At 53.2% G+C, this 15,479-nt stretch carries 17 protein-coding genes; 2 read left to right on the top strand and 15 right to left on the bottom strand.

Going from position 1 to position 15,479, the window contains the following annotated elements:
* The 3 genes from ELY25_RS14600 to ELY25_RS14610 form a co-directional block, all read right to left on the bottom strand.
* Positions 1–281, bottom strand: a 281-nt coding sequence (locus ELY25_RS14600; protein ID WP_479715062.1) for a flagellin N-terminal helical domain-containing protein, incomplete at its 3' end; no start/stop codon positions are given.
* A gap of 144 nt (positions 282–425) precedes the next feature.
* Positions 426–1,808: a flagellar filament capping protein FliD gene (gene fliD / locus ELY25_RS14605; protein ID WP_126952001.1), complete on the bottom strand. Its 1,383-nt coding sequence runs from the start codon at positions 1,806–1,808 to the stop codon at positions 426–428.
* 145 nt (positions 1,809–1,953) lie between these two features.
* On the bottom strand, positions 1,954–2,259 hold the full coding sequence (locus ELY25_RS14610) for a hypothetical protein (protein WP_126952002.1): 306 nt from the start codon (positions 2,257–2,259) through the stop codon (positions 1,954–1,956).
* A gap of 558 nt (positions 2,260–2,817) precedes the next feature.
* Between ELY25_RS14610 and ELY25_RS14615 the strand changes: the two genes are divergently transcribed.
* Together ELY25_RS14615 and ELY25_RS14625 are read left to right on the top strand one after the other, a co-directional pair.
* Positions 2,818–3,141 (top strand): hypothetical protein, encoded by a 324-nt coding sequence (locus ELY25_RS14615; RefSeq protein WP_126952003.1) that lies wholly within the window; start codon positions 2,818–2,820, stop codon positions 3,139–3,141.
* Between the two features lie 565 nt (positions 3,142–3,706).
* Positions 3,707–4,708 (top strand): serine hydrolase domain-containing protein, encoded by a 1,002-nt coding sequence (locus ELY25_RS14625; RefSeq protein ID WP_126952004.1) that lies wholly within the window; start codon positions 3,707–3,709, stop codon positions 4,706–4,708.
* A gap of 51 nt (positions 4,709–4,759) precedes the next feature.
* Here the strand turns inward: ELY25_RS14625 and ELY25_RS14630 are convergent, their stop codons facing one another.
* The 12 genes from ELY25_RS14630 to araH all read right to left on the bottom strand — a co-directional run bounded on the left by ELY25_RS14630 (position 4,760) and on the right by araH (position 15,469).
* On the bottom strand, positions 4,760–5,119 hold the full coding sequence (locus ELY25_RS14630) for a hypothetical protein (protein ID WP_126952005.1): 360 nt from the start codon (positions 5,117–5,119) through the stop codon (positions 4,760–4,762).
* Between the two features lie 67 nt (positions 5,120–5,186).
* Positions 5,187–5,780, bottom strand: coding sequence for an exopolysaccharide biosynthesis protein (locus ELY25_RS14635; RefSeq protein ID WP_126952006.1), 594 nt, complete (start codon positions 5,778–5,780; stop codon positions 5,187–5,189).
* A complete protein-coding gene (locus ELY25_RS14640) occupies positions 5,773–6,237 on the bottom strand; it encodes a tellurite resistance TerB family protein (protein WP_126952007.1) in 465 nt (154 codons plus the stop codon). The genes ELY25_RS14635 and ELY25_RS14640 overlap by 8 nt, the downstream gene beginning before the upstream one ends.
* Positions 6,238–6,360: 123 nt before the next feature.
* On the bottom strand, positions 6,361–7,368 hold the full coding sequence (yejK, locus tag ELY25_RS14645; protein ID WP_126952008.1) for a nucleoid-associated protein YejK: 1,008 nt from the start codon (positions 7,366–7,368) through the stop codon (positions 6,361–6,363).
* A 43-nt stretch (positions 7,369–7,411) separates the two neighbouring features.
* Entirely contained in the window at positions 7,412–8,173 is a 762-nt protein-coding gene (locus ELY25_RS14650) for an ABC transporter permease (RefSeq protein ID WP_126952009.1), read from the bottom strand.
* Positions 8,170–9,105 carry an ABC transporter ATP-binding protein gene (locus ELY25_RS14655; protein ID WP_126952010.1) on the bottom strand — a complete coding sequence of 312 codons (936 nt, stop codon included), beginning with the start codon at positions 9,103–9,105 and terminating at the stop codon, positions 8,170–8,172. Before ELY25_RS14655 ends, ELY25_RS14650 begins: the two co-directional genes overlap by 4 nt.
* A 148-nt stretch (positions 9,106–9,253) precedes the next feature.
* Entirely contained in the window at positions 9,254–9,532 is a 279-nt protein-coding gene (locus ELY25_RS14660; protein ID WP_126952011.1) for a peptidylprolyl isomerase, read from the bottom strand.
* Between the two features lie 78 nt (positions 9,533–9,610).
* The gene (locus ELY25_RS14665) at positions 9,611–10,711 is read right to left on the bottom strand and encodes a serine hydrolase (protein ID WP_236995747.1); all 1,101 of its coding nucleotides are present in this window, start codon (positions 10,709–10,711) and stop codon (positions 9,611–9,613) included.
* A gap of 8 nt (positions 10,712–10,719) precedes the next feature.
* A complete protein-coding gene (locus ELY25_RS14670; RefSeq protein ID WP_126952012.1) occupies positions 10,720–11,826 on the bottom strand; it encodes an acyltransferase family protein in 1,107 nt (368 codons plus the stop codon).
* Between the two features lie 172 nt (positions 11,827–11,998).
* Positions 11,999–12,286, bottom strand: a complete 288-nt coding sequence (locus tag ELY25_RS14675) for a hypothetical protein (RefSeq protein WP_126952013.1) — start codon at positions 12,284–12,286, stop codon at positions 11,999–12,001.
* A gap of 363 nt (positions 12,287–12,649) precedes the next feature.
* A complete protein-coding gene (locus tag ELY25_RS14680) occupies positions 12,650–14,395 on the bottom strand; it encodes an IlvD/Edd family dehydratase (protein WP_126952014.1) in 1,746 nt (581 codons plus the stop codon).
* Positions 14,396–14,449: 54 nt separating this feature from the next.
* Positions 14,450–15,469 carry an L-arabinose ABC transporter permease AraH gene (araH, locus tag ELY25_RS14685; RefSeq protein WP_126952015.1) on the bottom strand — a complete coding sequence of 340 codons (1,020 nt, stop codon included), beginning with the start codon at positions 15,467–15,469 and terminating at the stop codon, positions 14,450–14,452.
* Positions 15,470–15,479: the final 10 nt, after the last annotated feature.

A 15,479-nucleotide genomic window follows, 5' to 3' on the forward strand; every position in this document is an offset into this window, starting at 1 on the left:
AGCTCACGAATACGCTGAAGGTTATCGTTAACTTGATCAAGACCGCCTTCCATGGTCTGAACCAGAGAGATACCATCACTAGCGTTACGGCTCGCCTGGTCCATACCCTTGATTTGGGCAGTCATTTTGTTGGCGATGGCTTGGCCGGCAGCATCGTCAGATGCGCTGTTGATACGCAGGCCAGAAGAAAGGCGCTCTTGCGCCTGAGCCAGCATGCTCTGCGAAGAACGCAGGTTGTTCTGGCCAATCATGGAAGTGATGTTAGTGTTGATTACAGACATGGAAATGCTCTCCAAAGATTAACTGGCCTTATGGCCTGCTTGGTGGCGCGTACGCCGCCGTTGTTATAATTAACGGCAGGCCAGCTGGATTCTTTAGAAAAAATACTTTTTTTGTCAATTAACATGATTCATCTAATTGCTATTTTACTTACTCTTCTGCATAGCACCCAGCATGTCGAACTGCTGCGTGAGATAGCTGCTCATAGAATTCATTTGCGCGATCATGCCGTCTAGTCCCGCAAACTGTTTACGGTAACGCTCAGTGCTTCGCTCAATACTAGCTTCCATACGTAGCTTACGTTTCTCCAAGCTATCAACGCGCAGCTCAGCACTACCTACAGAGCTTTGAATGATGCCATCATCTGCCGTTATTTCTTTAAGCGTTGAACTTAAACGTCCTGCAAAACCACCCTCTTTCGTGTCACCGGCGAAAAAGGCAGCTAGTCCTTCCGGGTTATCAGCTATGGTTTCGTCCAACTTAGCTTCGTCAACCTTTAGGCGCCCACGCTCGTCAATGGCAATTCCCATTTGAGAAAGCCTTGAGATATCGCCTGTTCCAAGACTATCCGTTATATCTCGGCGCAAACGGTCTTCAATGGTACGAACGGTGCGATCCCCTACCAGCTCTCCAGACGTCTCACCTGCACCGTTAAATTGGGTCATACGTCCAACGGTGGATTTCATCTCATTGTAGTTACTTACAAACGCGTTAATCGCTTCTTTCAGCGACGCCTCGTCACGTTCAATCACGAGCGTAGCGGGGTTCTCGGAGACAGCTGTAAGGTCAAGCGTTACCCCCTGAATAGCTTCTTCCACTCGGTTGGTTGTACTAGTAATAGCAATACCATTGACGTTCAGCTCAGCATCTTGGCCTGCACGTAACGTAGCTGCATCCATTGTCAGAGATGCAAGCCCTGAGAAACCAACCAGAGAGGCCTCTTTGCCCGTTTCTTTAGAACTCAGCGCTAAGCGATATCCTGTACCGTCATTGATGATGGAAGCCGTAACGCCAGCTTCTTTATCTGCATTGATCTGATCACGAACATCAGCCAGCGTGCTACCCGCTTTTATTTCAAGGTTATAACTACTTTGAGGTGCCGCTGTGCTGTCAAACTCACCATCGGTATAGGTAGCGCCAAAATTCAGGGTCAGGTTTGTGGCTTCTGCTGTCAGCACCTGGTCAAGCGTTACACTATTGGAGGCAGCACTGCCCGAACGGGCCAGCTGTGAAACGGTGATTTCATAACGCCCAGCATTAGCTGTTTCGCTGGCGGTTGCCAAAACGCCACTGCCGGTTACCGTACTTTTGTGCTGTTTAAATGTGGCGGCATCGTTCAACGCAGTAATAGAACTCTGCACTCTATCCATTGCGGACTCAAGGCGCCCATAGGCAGAAATTTTAGTTTTTTGGGCGCTCTGCTGTTGAAGAACAGGGGTCAATTTTTGGCGTTCGGCTGCCTTGAGCTGATCCACCAAACCAGCGAGATCCAGCCCAGAACCCACGCCGAGTGCAGTAATTGATGCCATAAATCTAGTCCTCGCAGAGAAAAGCCATGTACGTTGCCAATACTATCGGCTGAAAACGAAGTTACTTTAGCGCCATGCGTCTCTATTCAGTAGATTACCGTCATGCTCAGCTAAATATTGCCAAAAAACATAAGCCTATGTTTTTCTAAACATTTTTACACTTAAAATACTGCTGGCTGAGGTAGCGCCTAACGGCAGCCATTTGCTTTTCAAGAATTTTCAGCTGTGTGTGCTGCAGCGTTGGATCGCCCCCCGCCAAAACCGTTATCTTTTTTGCCAGCATTGTCTTTTCCCCACTTTTTAAAGGCACCTTACTTAATGCAAAAAAGGTTGCATACTCGTTTAGGGCACCCATAGAAAGTAACTGTTTAGCGGCTACTCTACTTCGGAGGGCCATTGGTGCCATCGCTCTTCTATCGGCCTCAGATGGCATTGTTTTCCCCTTCGGCATATCAGTCGCTCCCTTTGCTTATATAGTTATGCGCTTTTTATTTCAGTTAGCATTTTCCTTTTGCCCTCATTTCTGCTTTATTATTAGCAATAATGCATAAACACTATTTTAAGCGTTATTATTAATTCATTTCTTTTAAGATGAAAGCCAGACTTAATCAAACTGTCGTTTGTTTATTTTACTGAAACGTTTTCCACTTCCTTTCATCTTAATTAATTATATAAATACCATAACTTAAAATAGAACTTAATATTCATTAAAAGCCTTGAATTAACAAAAATACACAAATAAACATATTTGTATTATTTATGTAACTTCTTTGCTTATATTGTTACTAATTAAGTGCAAGCTAAATAAATGCGTCATATTTAATATAACCAAATAAATCTTAGCAACAGTAATATGAAAAAACGCTATGCTGGCAGCAGTGTTTTACAATTCGATGAATATCTAATAGACCAGCGTAAAAGCGACGATTTAGACCTTGGTCTAACACCCTCCCCTGCTTTACAATGTACTGCAATATATTCACTCGCGCCGTTCGCAGGACATCGCATCATGCATGCACAGTACGTTCACGATTCCAGCCACACACCTGCCATTAGCGCTCAACGTAGTCTTCGCCACTGCCTTTCATCGGTAGCCGAAATGCTTTATGACCACGGGTATGTACTTGAGAGCGTCACGCTTGCGCAGCGCGGCCTGGCCGAACGTGAGCTTAATGCTTTGCGCACTCAAGCGCCTGGGTGGGCAGCCTGCCAAAAGACCCTGGAAGTAAGTAACGCCGCCACTTTTAACGCATATGGCCGCTTTGTATTAACGGCCATGGGGCGCGAGCTGATGTTTGATATGTTCGGCCAAGGGGCGGCCGACTGCGCTTAAGGAAGGTGCTTGCGTAAAAACAGACGCGCACAAAAAAGCCCACAGGTTTTGCCTGTGGGCTTTTTATTGGCGCGATTAACGCAGGCCGAGCATTGATAGGATGAACAGTACAACGACGATCAGACCTACGATATAGATGATATTACGCATATTGGCGCTCCTTGCTAGTTTGCGTTTTTGATGAAATCAAAGGGTTACTTACGTCTAGATAACGCTTTCAGCCTAGCAGGCTTTTCAGCTTTTTGCGTAATGCTCCTGCATTTCCCTTTCAGAAAGCAGAAAACGGCTAGGCTTGCGGGCCGTATTGCTAGCGTTAGCCGAGACGCTGACGGTTCTCGTGGAATGCTCGCTGAATCATTTCTGCTGCTGGGTATCGATTGCTAACAGTACCTCTACTGTGTTGATACGCTTCATCTGCGCCAAGGTTGGGGGAAAGGTTCTTCGCCAGTCGTGCTTTTCGTGCATTGGCACCGACCTGCTGAGACAGCTCGCCAGGGGCATGCATGGTGGAACCTCTCTCGCTTCTGAAGCTCGAACCTTTGCCACTTATACCGAAGGTGCCACGATGCGCGCTACTGCCTTGCTTGTTTCGTTAGCTGTTGTTTCACTGTTACCCACCGCCTATGCAGCCGCTAATGAACCTTCTGCGCATGCACTTCAGACACTAAACCATCAAACCCGCCAACTAGACCGCGTACACAACGTGATAGTGGCCTACGATGGCGAGATTATCCACGAGTTTCATCAAGGCGGCCCAGGCGTAGCATCGCCTACCAATATCAAGTCGCTTTCCAAGACGGTGCTGGCGGCCATTACCGGCGCGGCGATTGAAGAAGGCATTATTGAATCCGTCGAGCAGCCCATGGCAGCGCTTTTCGGTGAGCACTTGCCAGCAGGCCTTGACCCACGCGTTGAGAATATTACGGTGGCGCATCTGCTTGCCCAGCAGGCAGGGCTTGAGCGCACCTCAGGCAGTAACTACGGCGCCTGGGTGGCAAGCGCCAATTGGGTTAACGATGCACTGAGCCGCCCGTTCGTCGATGAGCCCGGAGGGCGCATGCTCTACTCCACCGGCACAAGCCATCTGCTTTCAGCCGCGCTTACTCATGCCAGCGGAGAAACTACCTACGCGCTTGCCCAGCGCTTGCTGGGTGAGCCGCTGAATATCTCCATTCCCCCCTGGCTGCGTGACCCGCAAGGCATCTACTTTGGCGGCAACGACATGCAGCTTTCGCCGCGTGCTCTGATTGAAGTAGGCGAGCTTTATCGCAATGACGGCATGATGGAAGGTCAGCGCATACTGCCCGAAGGCTGGGTAGAAGATTCATGGACACCGCGCGGCATCTCTCAATGGACAGGCGACGGCTACGGGTTTGGCTGGTTTATTACCCAACTGGCAGAAACGCCTACCTACTACGGGCGCGGATACGGTGGCCAGGCGCTTTACGTCATACCCGAACGGGCCATGACGGTAGTGATCACTTCAGACCCCACGCCGCCTTCGCCTGGAGGGCAGTTTCAGCAGCGGTTAAACCAGCTGGTAGAGGGGTTACTTGACGCATATTAGCTAGGTGTTTAGGTACACGTCAGACTGCACATATAAGGACTAACCGAATACCTAGTGGCGGTAGTCTTGTTGATGCGCGCATATAAGGGCATTCCGCTTCACTACATCGACAGGCATATTCATCGAACCTGTCAACTTATCATCAAGACACTCTACCAACGTCTCTGCTTCAGGCTGCATCTCTTCTATCGGTTTATCCAGCGCTACTCTACCCTCAGCCTGCCACTGTTCCAGCCACTGTCCGGCAGTTGCTATCTTTGCTTCATGGGAAGCTGACATCCATGCGCGTTGGTCAACGTCATTTAACGCGCCGTCCATCCAGCCAGGCTGATCGCTACTACAACCTGCGAGTATCAAGGCCAGTGTGACAGCCACCGCTTTTTTTATGTCCATGCGCACCTTTCCCCTCATAAGTTACCTCCTTGGAGGGTATAGCATAGTTCAATTAGGAGAGCGCCCATACACGCGCTTTAAAACGCTACAAAAAATACATAAGCATCGCCACGAACGTGGCGCCGGTAACCAAAAACCCTAGTGAGAGCACCACCCCGTCATGTGCGACAAGTCCTAGACCTAACAGCGTAAGGGCAACGCCTGCTCCGTTAGCCGTAAAGGGGACGAGTTCCATCGGCGGCATGGCCACCGCCACAGCTAGGCAGGCAAGTGCCGTCACGCGAATACCCGCGTCATTCGTCATCCATACCAATCGAGCACCAAGCAGGCTGTCAATCCACTTAGCGGGCTTTTGCATAATATGAAGGGATTTATCAAAGCTTTTGCGAGATACCGAACGGTTTAATAACCACTTGGGTAGCCAAAATGTTCTCCTCCCCGCGAGCAGCTGAATCGACACTAATAGCACCAGTACAGCCATGAAGGTGGGTACACCTGGAATACCGCTAATGACAGGGATCAGGGTAATGATTCCAGCGATCAGCAGCAGTGGTCCAAAGGAGCGGCGGCCTACGGCATCGACAATATCATTGACGCTAACGTGGGACATACCATCCGCCTTCTCCTCCATCGCCTGGATCAGCTCGGTGAGATTGGTCGCTTCAGGTGATTCACTCATGCGCGTCGTGGCGCTCCTTTACCTGTAGTTTGGTGCGAATAAAATCACTGTGGCTTACATGAAGTAGATCCGCCAAGCGTCGAATGCGGTGCTCCTCAAGCGGGTCCACGCTGCCATCAGCCCAGGCCAGCTGCCACATCAGCGCCACCAGCTCGCAGCGCTGTGCATAACTGTAGTGCTCTTTTACCAAACTGACGAACTGGTAGTGATCGACCGCCTCTTCGACCTCCGCTTCGGCAAGTGTCATTAGTTCTTCAACTTCACGCTCGCTTAATCGGTAGCGAGCGGTAAGCATCTGCTGTAACGCCGCCCGCTCTGCGTCGCTTGCATGGTAGTCAGCGCGCATCACTTCGCAAAGCAGCGCCGCAGTGGCCAGCTCAAGGGTAAGCGTATGATTTTCGCGCTGCTCGGGTTCGGCTAGGGCGCGTTGAAAGAAATCGGTAATCGCATCCAGCATGGGGCGCTCTCCTGATAATAGGTGTATGTGAAGGTTCGACGCTACAGGGCAAGCTTAGTGCCATCGTCCACCACCCCCCATATCTCCTTCACCCCTTACCATTCACGTTTCTCCACTCACCCTTCACGATTTCCGCTTGGCCAACTGCTCTTTTAACTGCTTGGGCACTTGCTTGATGATCAACCGGTCCTGGCCTTCGTCATACTCGATGCTGGAACCTAAAAGGTGTGAGTCAAAGCTAATGGACACGCCGCCTGAACGCCCAGTAAACCGGCGGAATTGGCTGATGGTACGCTTGTCCGGCGGAATTTCGTCAGCCAACCCGTAATCGACGTTACGGATATGCTCATAAAACGCTTTGGGCTGCTGTTCGTCCACCAGCTCCGAGAGCGTTTCCAGGGTCATGGGTTCGCCCCGGCGCAGTTGCTCGTTGGCGTAATCCACCAAGGTGTCGGTTTTTTCGCGGCTGGCGTCTTCGTCGAGGTCTTCCTTTTCCACATAGTCGCTAAAGGCTTTTAGCAGCGTGCGGGTCTCAAGAGGGGCATCGATGCCCTCTTCCATACCCAATAGCGTCGTCATGCCCTCGGCAAGCTTCTTACCACCCCGGTCTTTCAGAAACGACACGTACTGGGTGCCAGGTGCCTCACTCTGCCACTGGGTCAGGTTAATGCGGGCAGCAAGCGTCAGCTGGCTAGTATTCAACTGCGCGGCGGGCACGGCTTGGTGGTCTTCGTTAATACCAATGCCTTCACGCTGATGGACCAGGGCGATAAACAGGGTTTCGGTATCGCCCTGGCGAATGTGCGCCAGCAGCAGATAGCCGCTTACCGAAAGCTGTGCCTGCAGCTCGCGGGCCAGGCGCTCGGCAATGGCTGTAGAAAGCTGGGTAAAATCCTGCCCACCGGCCATATAGTCATGCAGCCAAGCAAGCAAAGGGCCGGCCTGATCGCCCTCTTCGGCAAAGCTTCCCCAGCCTTTAGCCTTGGTGTTGTACGTGTCATTCAGCGTATTCACCAGGCTCGCCATGGCCGGGTCATCGCTTTGGGCAGGTGCGGGCGCAGCGGTCAGCGTTAAGCGCTCACCATCAAGCGATGGGGCCAGGCGATGAACAATACTGTGCAGTAGCGGCATAAGGGGGTATCAGCTCTAAAGGTTAAAACATGAAGAATACGGGTTATGGCTTCAGGCGATAGCCGGTGCGGAATATCCAGGCAATGGTGACAAGGCTTGCCACGAGAAACAGCGAAATCATGGCCACACTGGCCACAATGCTGACATCGCTGATGCCGTAGAAGCTCCACCGAAAGCCGCTGACCAGATACACCACCGGGTTGGCAAGCGTGACGTTCTGCCAGAAGGGGGGCAGCATATCGATCGAGTAGAAGCTGCCGCCGAGAAAGGTAAGCGGCGTGATGACCAATAGCGGTACCAGCTGGAGCTTGTCGAAACCATCCGCCCAGATGCCGATAATGAACCCGAGCAGGCTGAAGGTAACCGCGGTCAGCACTAGAAACGTCAGCATCCAGAATGGGTGGGCGATCTCCAGCGGCACGAAGAAGCTAGAGGTGGCGAGAATGATCAGCCCCAGCAGAATCGACTTGGACGCCGCCGCCCCCACATAACCAATCACCACTTCAAGATACGAGATGGGCGCTGACAATATCTCGTAGATACTGCCCGAGAACTTGGGAAAGAAAATGCCGAACGAGGCATTAGACACGCTCTGGGTCAGCAGCATCAGCATGATCAGCCCCGGCACGATAAAGGCACCGTAGCTTACCCCGCCAATCTCACTGATGCGCGAGCCGATGGCAGCGCCGAACACCACAAAGTAGAGCGAGGTTGAGATAACCGGCGAGACAATGCTTTGCAACATGGTGCGTCGCGTACGCGCCATTTCCGCCATATAAATGGCGCGAACAGGGTAAAGGTTCATGCGCGCTCCTTGACCAAATCAACAAAAATATCTTCAAGCGAACTCTGCCGCGTATGCAGGTCCTTGAAGGTGATGCCTTCACGCTCAAGCGTGGCCAGCAGCGCAGGAATGCCATGGCCTTCTTCTTCTTGGCGACCATCGTAGGTATACACCAGTTCATGACCATTGGCCGTAAGGCTCAACGCTTCATGCTGCAAAGCATTCGGCAGTTGGGTAAGCGGTGACTGCAGCTGCAGAGTCAGCTGTTTACTGCCCAGTTTTTGCATCAGCGCCGCTTTTTCTTCCACCAGCACGATTTCACCGCGGTTGATCACGCCGATGCGGTCGGCCATCTCCTCGGCTTCTTCAATGTAGTGGGTGGTGAGAATGATCGTGACGCCACTTTCGCGAAGCCCTCGCACTACTTCCCACATATCCCGGCGAAGTTCTACATCCACCCCCGCCGTGGGCTCATCCAGAAACAGGATGCGCGGCTCGTGGGAAAGCGCCTTGGCGATCAGCACGCGGCGCTTCATACCGCCTGAAAGGGTCATCAAGCGGTTGTGGCGCTTATCCCATAGCGTCAGGGATTTCAGCACCTTTTCGATATGGGCAGGATTGGGTGCCTTGCCAAACAGGCCGCGGCTGAAGCTGACCGTGTTCCATACCGTTTCAAAGGCTTCGTTGGTCAGTTCCTGAGGCACCAGGCCGATGCGTTCTCGCGCCTGGCGGTAGTCGCGAACGCTATCAAAGCCATCAATCAGCACCTGGCCCTGGGTTGGGTTCACCAACCCACACACCACGCTAATCAACGTGGTTTTACCTGCGCCATTCGGGCCCAGCAGGGCGAATATTTCGCCACGCTGAATGGTTAAATCCACATGGGTAAGCGCCTGAAAGCCACCTTGGTAGGTTTTATTCAGGCCGGTAATCGAAATAATCGGATCGTTCAAGGCGTACTCCTTACACCACAGTGTAAAAGCCGCGACGTGTGAGGCAGTTTTTACGCGAGACCACACACTTAAAAATGAAAAATAAGCAAAACGAAAAATAAGCCGTGCACGCCTGAAGGCGGTGCACGGCTATAGCAACACTGGCTGCTTAGCTGCGGTCAGTGATTTCGAGCAGGTGGTAACCAAACTGCGTTTTTACCGGGCCGTGAACCTGGTTCAGCTCACCGCTGAAAACGACTTTATCGAACTCAGGCACCATCTGGCCGGGGCCAAAGCTACCTAAATCACCGCCTTGACGACCAGACGGGCAGCTTGAGTGCTGCTTGGCCACTTCGGCAAAATCACGGCCGTTTTCGATTTCCTGTTTAAGGGATAAGCACTGCTCTTCACTGTTGACCAGAATGTGACGGGCGCTGGCACGTGCCATAACAAACTCCTTTATTTAACCATCATAGTGGGCCATTAGTTTACCACGCTCGCGTATGGGTTGTGGTGTCAGCCGAAATCAAGGCGCGCCAAGCGCACCGCTGTAACGCAGCGCCTCACCTACGCGGGTCAGGGCATGCTCGTGCTCGCTTACTGCTATCGGGCCACGGCTACAGGTAACAATGACCCACGGGCCGCCGTCGCTACCTGCTGCCACACGCTCGGCGATGCCCGCATCGCAGGTTCTACGATGCTGTGTGCCTGTCTTGTGCGCAAAGCTGAACGCATCGCCCATACCGGCTTTCAAACGCTGTTCACCGGAGCGGGTTCGGCGCATGATCTCCAGCAGCGTTTCGCGCTGGGTGGCATTCAGGTCCTCCAAGCCGCCTTGCTCAAGGCTTGCCAACAGGTCACCGTACGCGCGCAGCGTGCCAACGTTTTCGCCCGTTGCTTCATACGCATCAAAGGCGTGGTCGTAGTCGGGCTGGTTCAGCATCTCGGGGCTGATACCCAGCGCACGTGCAAGCGCGGCCGGGCGCTGGCTTATCTGATTCTGGCGGAGGGCGATAAAATCCATGCCGCCTAGCGTGCGTGCATCTGGGTGTAGCTGCCCATAAACGCCTTGGCGCACGCCTACCAGCCGGGTAATCGGGCCTATATGCTCTGGCTGGCCGCCACCGGCTGCCACCATGGCTTGCGCTCTGGCATTAACGGCATCCAGACCCACTCGGTTTATCAACATATCGGAGGCCGTGTTATCGCTGACCATGATCATCTGCTCCAGCAGGTAACGAATGGAGATCCGCGCTCCAGGATCGTGCCAGATTATCGGTCCAGCGCCGTCCACAAAATCGCTTTGCGTAAGCGTCAGGCGCTGCTCAAGGGTCAGTGTGCCTGCCTGACGCTCGGCCAGCACCTGTGCCGCAATAGGCACTTTCACCAGCGAAGCTAGATACCAGGGCTGGTCCGCCCGCCAGGAGTAGGCCTCGCCTGTGGCCAGGTCTTGCACATATACACCAAGCTCACCTCCAAAGAACTCTTCGATAGCCGCCATGCGGGCATTTAGATCGCCCTGCCAAGGGGTCTGTTTATCCACTTCCTGTGCTGCATGCACGGCGGCTGAAACAGGCAGGGCCAGCATCAGCGCCACGCCTGCAAGCCAGCGTTTTAGTAATCGCAAACTACCTCCTAACGGTGCCTGGCTATCCAACGGGTCAGCCAGATCCAGACAGCGGCACCAATAATTAACACGCCACCAATGCCAAGCGCCTGTGGATAGCTGTACATACCCTCGCTCTGCAGGAGAAAACGCAGCACCAGAAAAATCATCACAATATGAAAGATAAACGCTTTAAGCGCATCGCTACCGACCACGGTAAGCGGCAAGAGTGCCTTGGCAGCCAGCGCGCCTCCTGCCAGGGCCAACCCCAACAGCACAAGCGCGCCGCCAACGCTGAACAGCATGAACTCAAGACCGGGCGGATGTTTACCAGCATTATTGGCAACGGCCATCATGGCGGCATAAGCATCGCCCTCGGTAAAGGCGATTCCATAAAAGGCCGCAATCATTAGCGCGCCTATCCCCATGAGCATCAGCACCAAACGACGGCGTAACGGGGGCGTAAAGTAGCAGCGTAGCAGCGCCTCACCGATCAATAGCCCAATAAGAATCAGCGGGGCCCGGCTAATCTGGCCCCAGGCGTAATGATCCTGGTGATCTACCAAGAACGCTTTCAAAATATCATTTCCACCAAAGGTAACCCCCTGCAGCCAAGTAGAAAGCCCTGCCAATCCTGCAATCACGACAATACGGCTCCAAAGAGGCGCCCGCGCCCAGAGCGGCAGGATTAACGGTACCCAGAGTAGTGCGATGGCATAGAACCCAAGAATCTCCACCCAGATGGCAAAACGGCCGTAAAGCAGCGTATCAACAATATCGGCGGGAGAACTGAAGGGCAGCATTTCGATAATGACAAGCGCCTTGTACCAGAACCAGACTTCCAACGCGCGAAGCCATAGCTTCAAGCGCCGCTTGGGCCACCCATCCGTTTGCGTATGAGAGAGAAAAGCCACCGCCAGCGCGATGCCGAACACTAAAATGAACAGCGATGATGAGAACTTGGTTAAAAAATGGACAGGTACCATGCCCCAGTCGGGCACGTTTCGAATACCCACCAATCCGCTTACCGCGTGACTTACAATCATAAGGCCAATGGCAATACCACGGGCCAAGTCAATAGCCTCAATACGTCCTTCGGCCTTGGGCAGCTGCGGTGTTTCTTTCCAGTTCACCACGATAGGGCGTCCTTGTTGTCGTTACGGATCAGGTGATTAATCACATTTAACAATAGCCTATAAACCAGCAGCCTCTAAGCGGTCTTTAAACGCAAAAATGCCCCGCAATTGGCGGGGCATTTTGTAGCTCATCCTTGAGCCGAAAAAAGAGTCATTCCGTTAGTAGGCGGTATTACCACTGATCATCGCTGTCGGAATCAGTATCAGTGTCATACTCCTGCTCTTCTTCCTCTTCTTCATAAGTGAATTCTTGCTCTTCCTCTTCGTACTCAGTCGTTACATCCTGATCGTGCTCAGTATCGTAAGAGTTGAAGTTGCCTTGCTCATCCTGCATCGGCTCTTCTTGCGGCATGGGTTCTTGCTCGGTGCCGCTTTGCATTTCAGCGAAAGCGAGCGGGCTTGCCATCAGACCAAAAGATACGCCTAAGATACCTAGTTTTTTCAGAGCTTCCATTTTCATGTCATGCCTCCTGAGTAATACGCTTTCTGTTACTTCGTAAATTTAAATAAGAAACATCTAGCTAAGAACTGATCATCTTCCTGATACTGTGTGCATCTTCCTGATGCTGCGTTCTTGTATGAAATATTGCAGCAGGCGTACCAACCCGTACCACAAATAGTTAAAGTTATTTAAATACAATATCTTAAAAAATAAAACCAGTGCCAATACCTTAAATTCTCTCTTATTTATCTGCATATTTAATGGTTACCTTTGGCACATGAGCCCCGTTGGGTCGTGCCAACGGGGCTTTTAAGCCAAAATTTCTCAAACCAGCATCGTGTTTATGCCTGGGTAGCAGTTTTCAGTGAGCTATAGCCTCTTTTAATGTGAGTGGCGGGGCACTTCAGCCCCACGACAACCCACCAGGAAATCGAAGTCGCAGCCTTCATCTGCTTGCAGCACCCGTTCAATGTAGAGCTGGCGGTAACCGCCCTGGCTGGCGATTAACGTAGATGCAGCGGTGGGGTCGCTTTCGGCTAAGCGCGTGGCAAGTTCGGTATCGCTGATATCCAAGTGCAGCCGACCGTTGGCACAATCGAGTTCGATCATGTCGCCATTGCGTACCGCAGCCAGTGGCCCGCCCGCTGCCGCTTCCGGAGCCACGTGCAGTACCACCGTGCCATAGGCGGTACCGCTCATCCGCGCATCGGAAATACGCACCATGTCGGTAATTCCCTGGGCGAGGATCTTGGGTGGCAGGCCCATATTGCCGACTTCCGCCATGCCGTGATAGCCGCGCGGCCCGCAGTGCTTCATGACCAGAATGTCGCTGGCTTCAACGTCCAGGTCTGGATCGTTGATACGCGCTTTGTAATCGTCGAAGTCCTCAAACACCACCGCACGGCCACGATGCTGCATCAGCTCGGCCGTCGCCGCCGAAGGCTTGAGCACTGCCCCGTTCGGCGCCAGGTTGCCACGCAACACGCAGATACCGCCATCCGCGGTGAGTGGGTTATCCAGTGGACGGATTACCTCATCGTTATACAGCGGAGCGTCTTTAACATTTTCCCACAAGGTTTTGCCGTTAACGGTTAACGCATCTTTGAAGGGCAGTCGATCAGCTTCGCCCAACCGTTTAAGCACAGCGGGCAGACCACCCGCGTAGTAGAACTCCTCCATCAAAAAACGCCCTGAGGGCTGAAGATCCACCACCGTGGGAGTGCCGCGCCCTACCCGGCTCCAGTCATCTAGATTGAGATCTACCCCGATACGCCCGGCAATCGCCTTGAGGTGAATTACTGCGTTGGTAGAGCCACCAATCGCGGCATTGGTGCGGATGGCGTTATCAAAGGCTTCCTTGGTAAGAATTTTAGAAAGTCTCAGGTCTTCATTGACCATCTCGACAATCCGGTTGCCCGACAGGTGCGCAAGTACATAGCGGCGCGAATCCACGGCTGGGATCGCAGCGTTATGGGGCAGTGAGGTACCCAAGGACTCCGCCATGCAGGCCATGGTCGAGGCAGTGCCCATAGTGTTGCAGGTACCCGCAGAGCGCGACATGCCCGCCTCGGCGGCCATAAAGTCATGTAGCGAGATCTCCCCCGCCTTGACCTGCTCGGAAAGCTTCCACACTACCGTACCCGAACCAATATCCTTGCCCTTGTGCTTGCCGTTGAGCATCGGCCCACCGGTAACCACAATGGTGGGAATATCGCAGCTCGCCGCGCCCATGAGCAGCGCAGGGGTGGTCTTGTCACAGCCGACCAGCAGTACCACTGCATCAATCGGGTTGCCACGAATAGCTTCTTCTACATCCATGCTGGCCAGGTTGCGAGTAAACATCGCGGTGGGGCGCAGGTTCGATTCACCATTGGAGAACACGGGAAATTCAACCGGGTAGCCCCCCGCTTCTAATACACCTTTCTTCACATGCTCAGCCAGCTTGCGAAAGTGCGCGTTGCAAGGCGTTAGCTCTGACCATGTATTGCAAATACCGATGATCGGCTTGCCCTGAAACTCATGGTCAGGAATGCCTTGGTTTTTCATCCAGCTGCGGTACATAAAGCCGTTCTTGTCGGCAGTACCAAACCACTGGGCAGAGCGAAGCGGACGCTTGAGATCGGACATGGGGAAGTCTCCGTACAACGAGTAATTGTGGAAAATGAGATAAAGACGTGACCGTCAAGCCCGCTGACGACGGGTCTGTTTCCAGCGGTCAAACATTACCGCCAGCAGTAGAATCGCGCCTCGCACCAAGTACTGGTAAAAGGTGGGTACGTTAAGCAGGCCCATGGCGTTTTGTACGCAGCCCATGATCAGCACCCCAACCAACACGCCGGTAATCGTGGCAACGCCACCCGATAGCGCGACCCCGCCCAGTACACAGGCAGAGATGACGGCAAGCTCCAACCCCATGGAGGTATTGGGGTCGCCAAGCCCCATGCGTGATGCCAAAAGCACGCCAACAACGCCTGCCACCACACCCTGAAGACCAAACACAATGATCTTGAGGCGGCGCACATTGACCCCGGCCAGCGAAGCGGCTTCCGAGTTACCGCCGGTGGCCAGCACATTACGCCCGAAGGCGGTCATATTGAGCACCACACCAAAGATCACAAAGCAGGCCAGCATGGTCCACACCGGCAGCGTCAGGCCAAGAAAGGAGGCGCTGCCCAGGTCAAAGAAACCTGGCACGGTAATCATCACCGCATCGCCACCGGACGTGATATAGGCAAGCCCGCGCACAAACTCCATCGCGGCCAATGTTGCAATGAGTGAGTTAATGCCGAACTTAGCAATGACCAAGCCGTTAAAAACACCTACCGCGCCCCCAGCAACAATCCCACCAATCACGCCGATAAACACGCTGTCGGTACTGGTCGTCACTATCGCTGCCACCACCCCTGCAAAGGCCACCGTAGAGGCCACCGAGAGATCCACTTCACCCAATGCCAGCACCAGCATCATGGTGGTCGCCAGACTACCGATCAGGGTGATCGACAGTAGCAGCCCGACCATGTTTCGGCCCGTGAGAAAACCGGGGATAAACACGGCTAGCGCTATAAACAGCAGCAAAAAAATGGCGATCAGACCTGAGGTGTCCAACAGTGTGCGTAGCGGTTTTATAAGCCCCCGACGCCCTGCCGGACGCGCAGGCGCTGGTACGTCGCCATCAAAGGAGGTTGATTTGTTCGTTGTCATTATTGATATC

Source organism: Vreelandella populi, from assembly GCF_003989825.1.
GTDB classification, from domain to species: Bacteria; Pseudomonadota; Gammaproteobacteria; order Pseudomonadales; family Halomonadaceae; genus Vreelandella; species Vreelandella populi.

Bases quoted from the DNA above. Each gene is read 5' to 3' on its own strand.
- fliD (WP_126952001.1), bottom strand. From the start codon at position 1,808: ATGGCATCAATTACTGCACTCGGCGTGGGTTCTGGGCTGGATCTCGCT.
- ELY25_RS14610 (WP_126952002.1), bottom strand. From the start codon at position 2,259: ATGCCGAAGGGGAAAACAATGCCATCTGAGGCCGATAGAAGAGCGATG.
- ELY25_RS14615 (WP_126952003.1), top strand. From the start codon at position 2,818: ATGCATGCACAGTACGTTCACGATTCCAGCCACACACCTGCCATTAGC.
- ELY25_RS14625 (WP_126952004.1), top strand. From the start codon at position 3,707: ATGCGCGCTACTGCCTTGCTTGTTTCGTTAGCTGTTGTTTCACTGTTA.
- ELY25_RS14630 (WP_126952005.1), bottom strand. From the start codon at position 5,119: ATGAGGGGAAAGGTGCGCATGGACATAAAAAAAGCGGTGGCTGTCACA.
- ELY25_RS14635 (WP_126952006.1), bottom strand. From the start codon at position 5,780: ATGAGTGAATCACCTGAAGCGACCAATCTCACCGAGCTGATCCAGGCG.
- ELY25_RS14640 (WP_126952007.1), bottom strand. From the start codon at position 6,237: ATGCTGGATGCGATTACCGATTTCTTTCAACGCGCCCTAGCCGAACCC.
- yejK (WP_126952008.1), bottom strand. From the start codon at position 7,368: ATGCCGCTACTGCACAGTATTGTTCATCGCCTGGCCCCATCGCTTGAT.
- ELY25_RS14650 (WP_126952009.1), bottom strand. From the start codon at position 8,173: ATGAACCTTTACCCTGTTCGCGCCATTTATATGGCGGAAATGGCGCGT.
- ELY25_RS14660 (WP_126952011.1), bottom strand. From the start codon at position 9,532: ATGGCACGTGCCAGCGCCCGTCACATTCTGGTCAACAGTGAAGAGCAG.
- ELY25_RS14675 (WP_126952013.1), bottom strand. From the start codon at position 12,286: ATGAAAATGGAAGCTCTGAAAAAACTAGGTATCTTAGGCGTATCTTTT.
- ELY25_RS14680 (WP_126952014.1), bottom strand. From the start codon at position 14,395: ATGTCCGATCTCAAGCGTCCGCTTCGCTCTGCCCAGTGGTTTGGTACT.
- araH (WP_126952015.1), bottom strand. From the start codon at position 15,469: ATGACAACGAACAAATCAACCTCCTTTGATGGCGACGTACCAGCGCCT.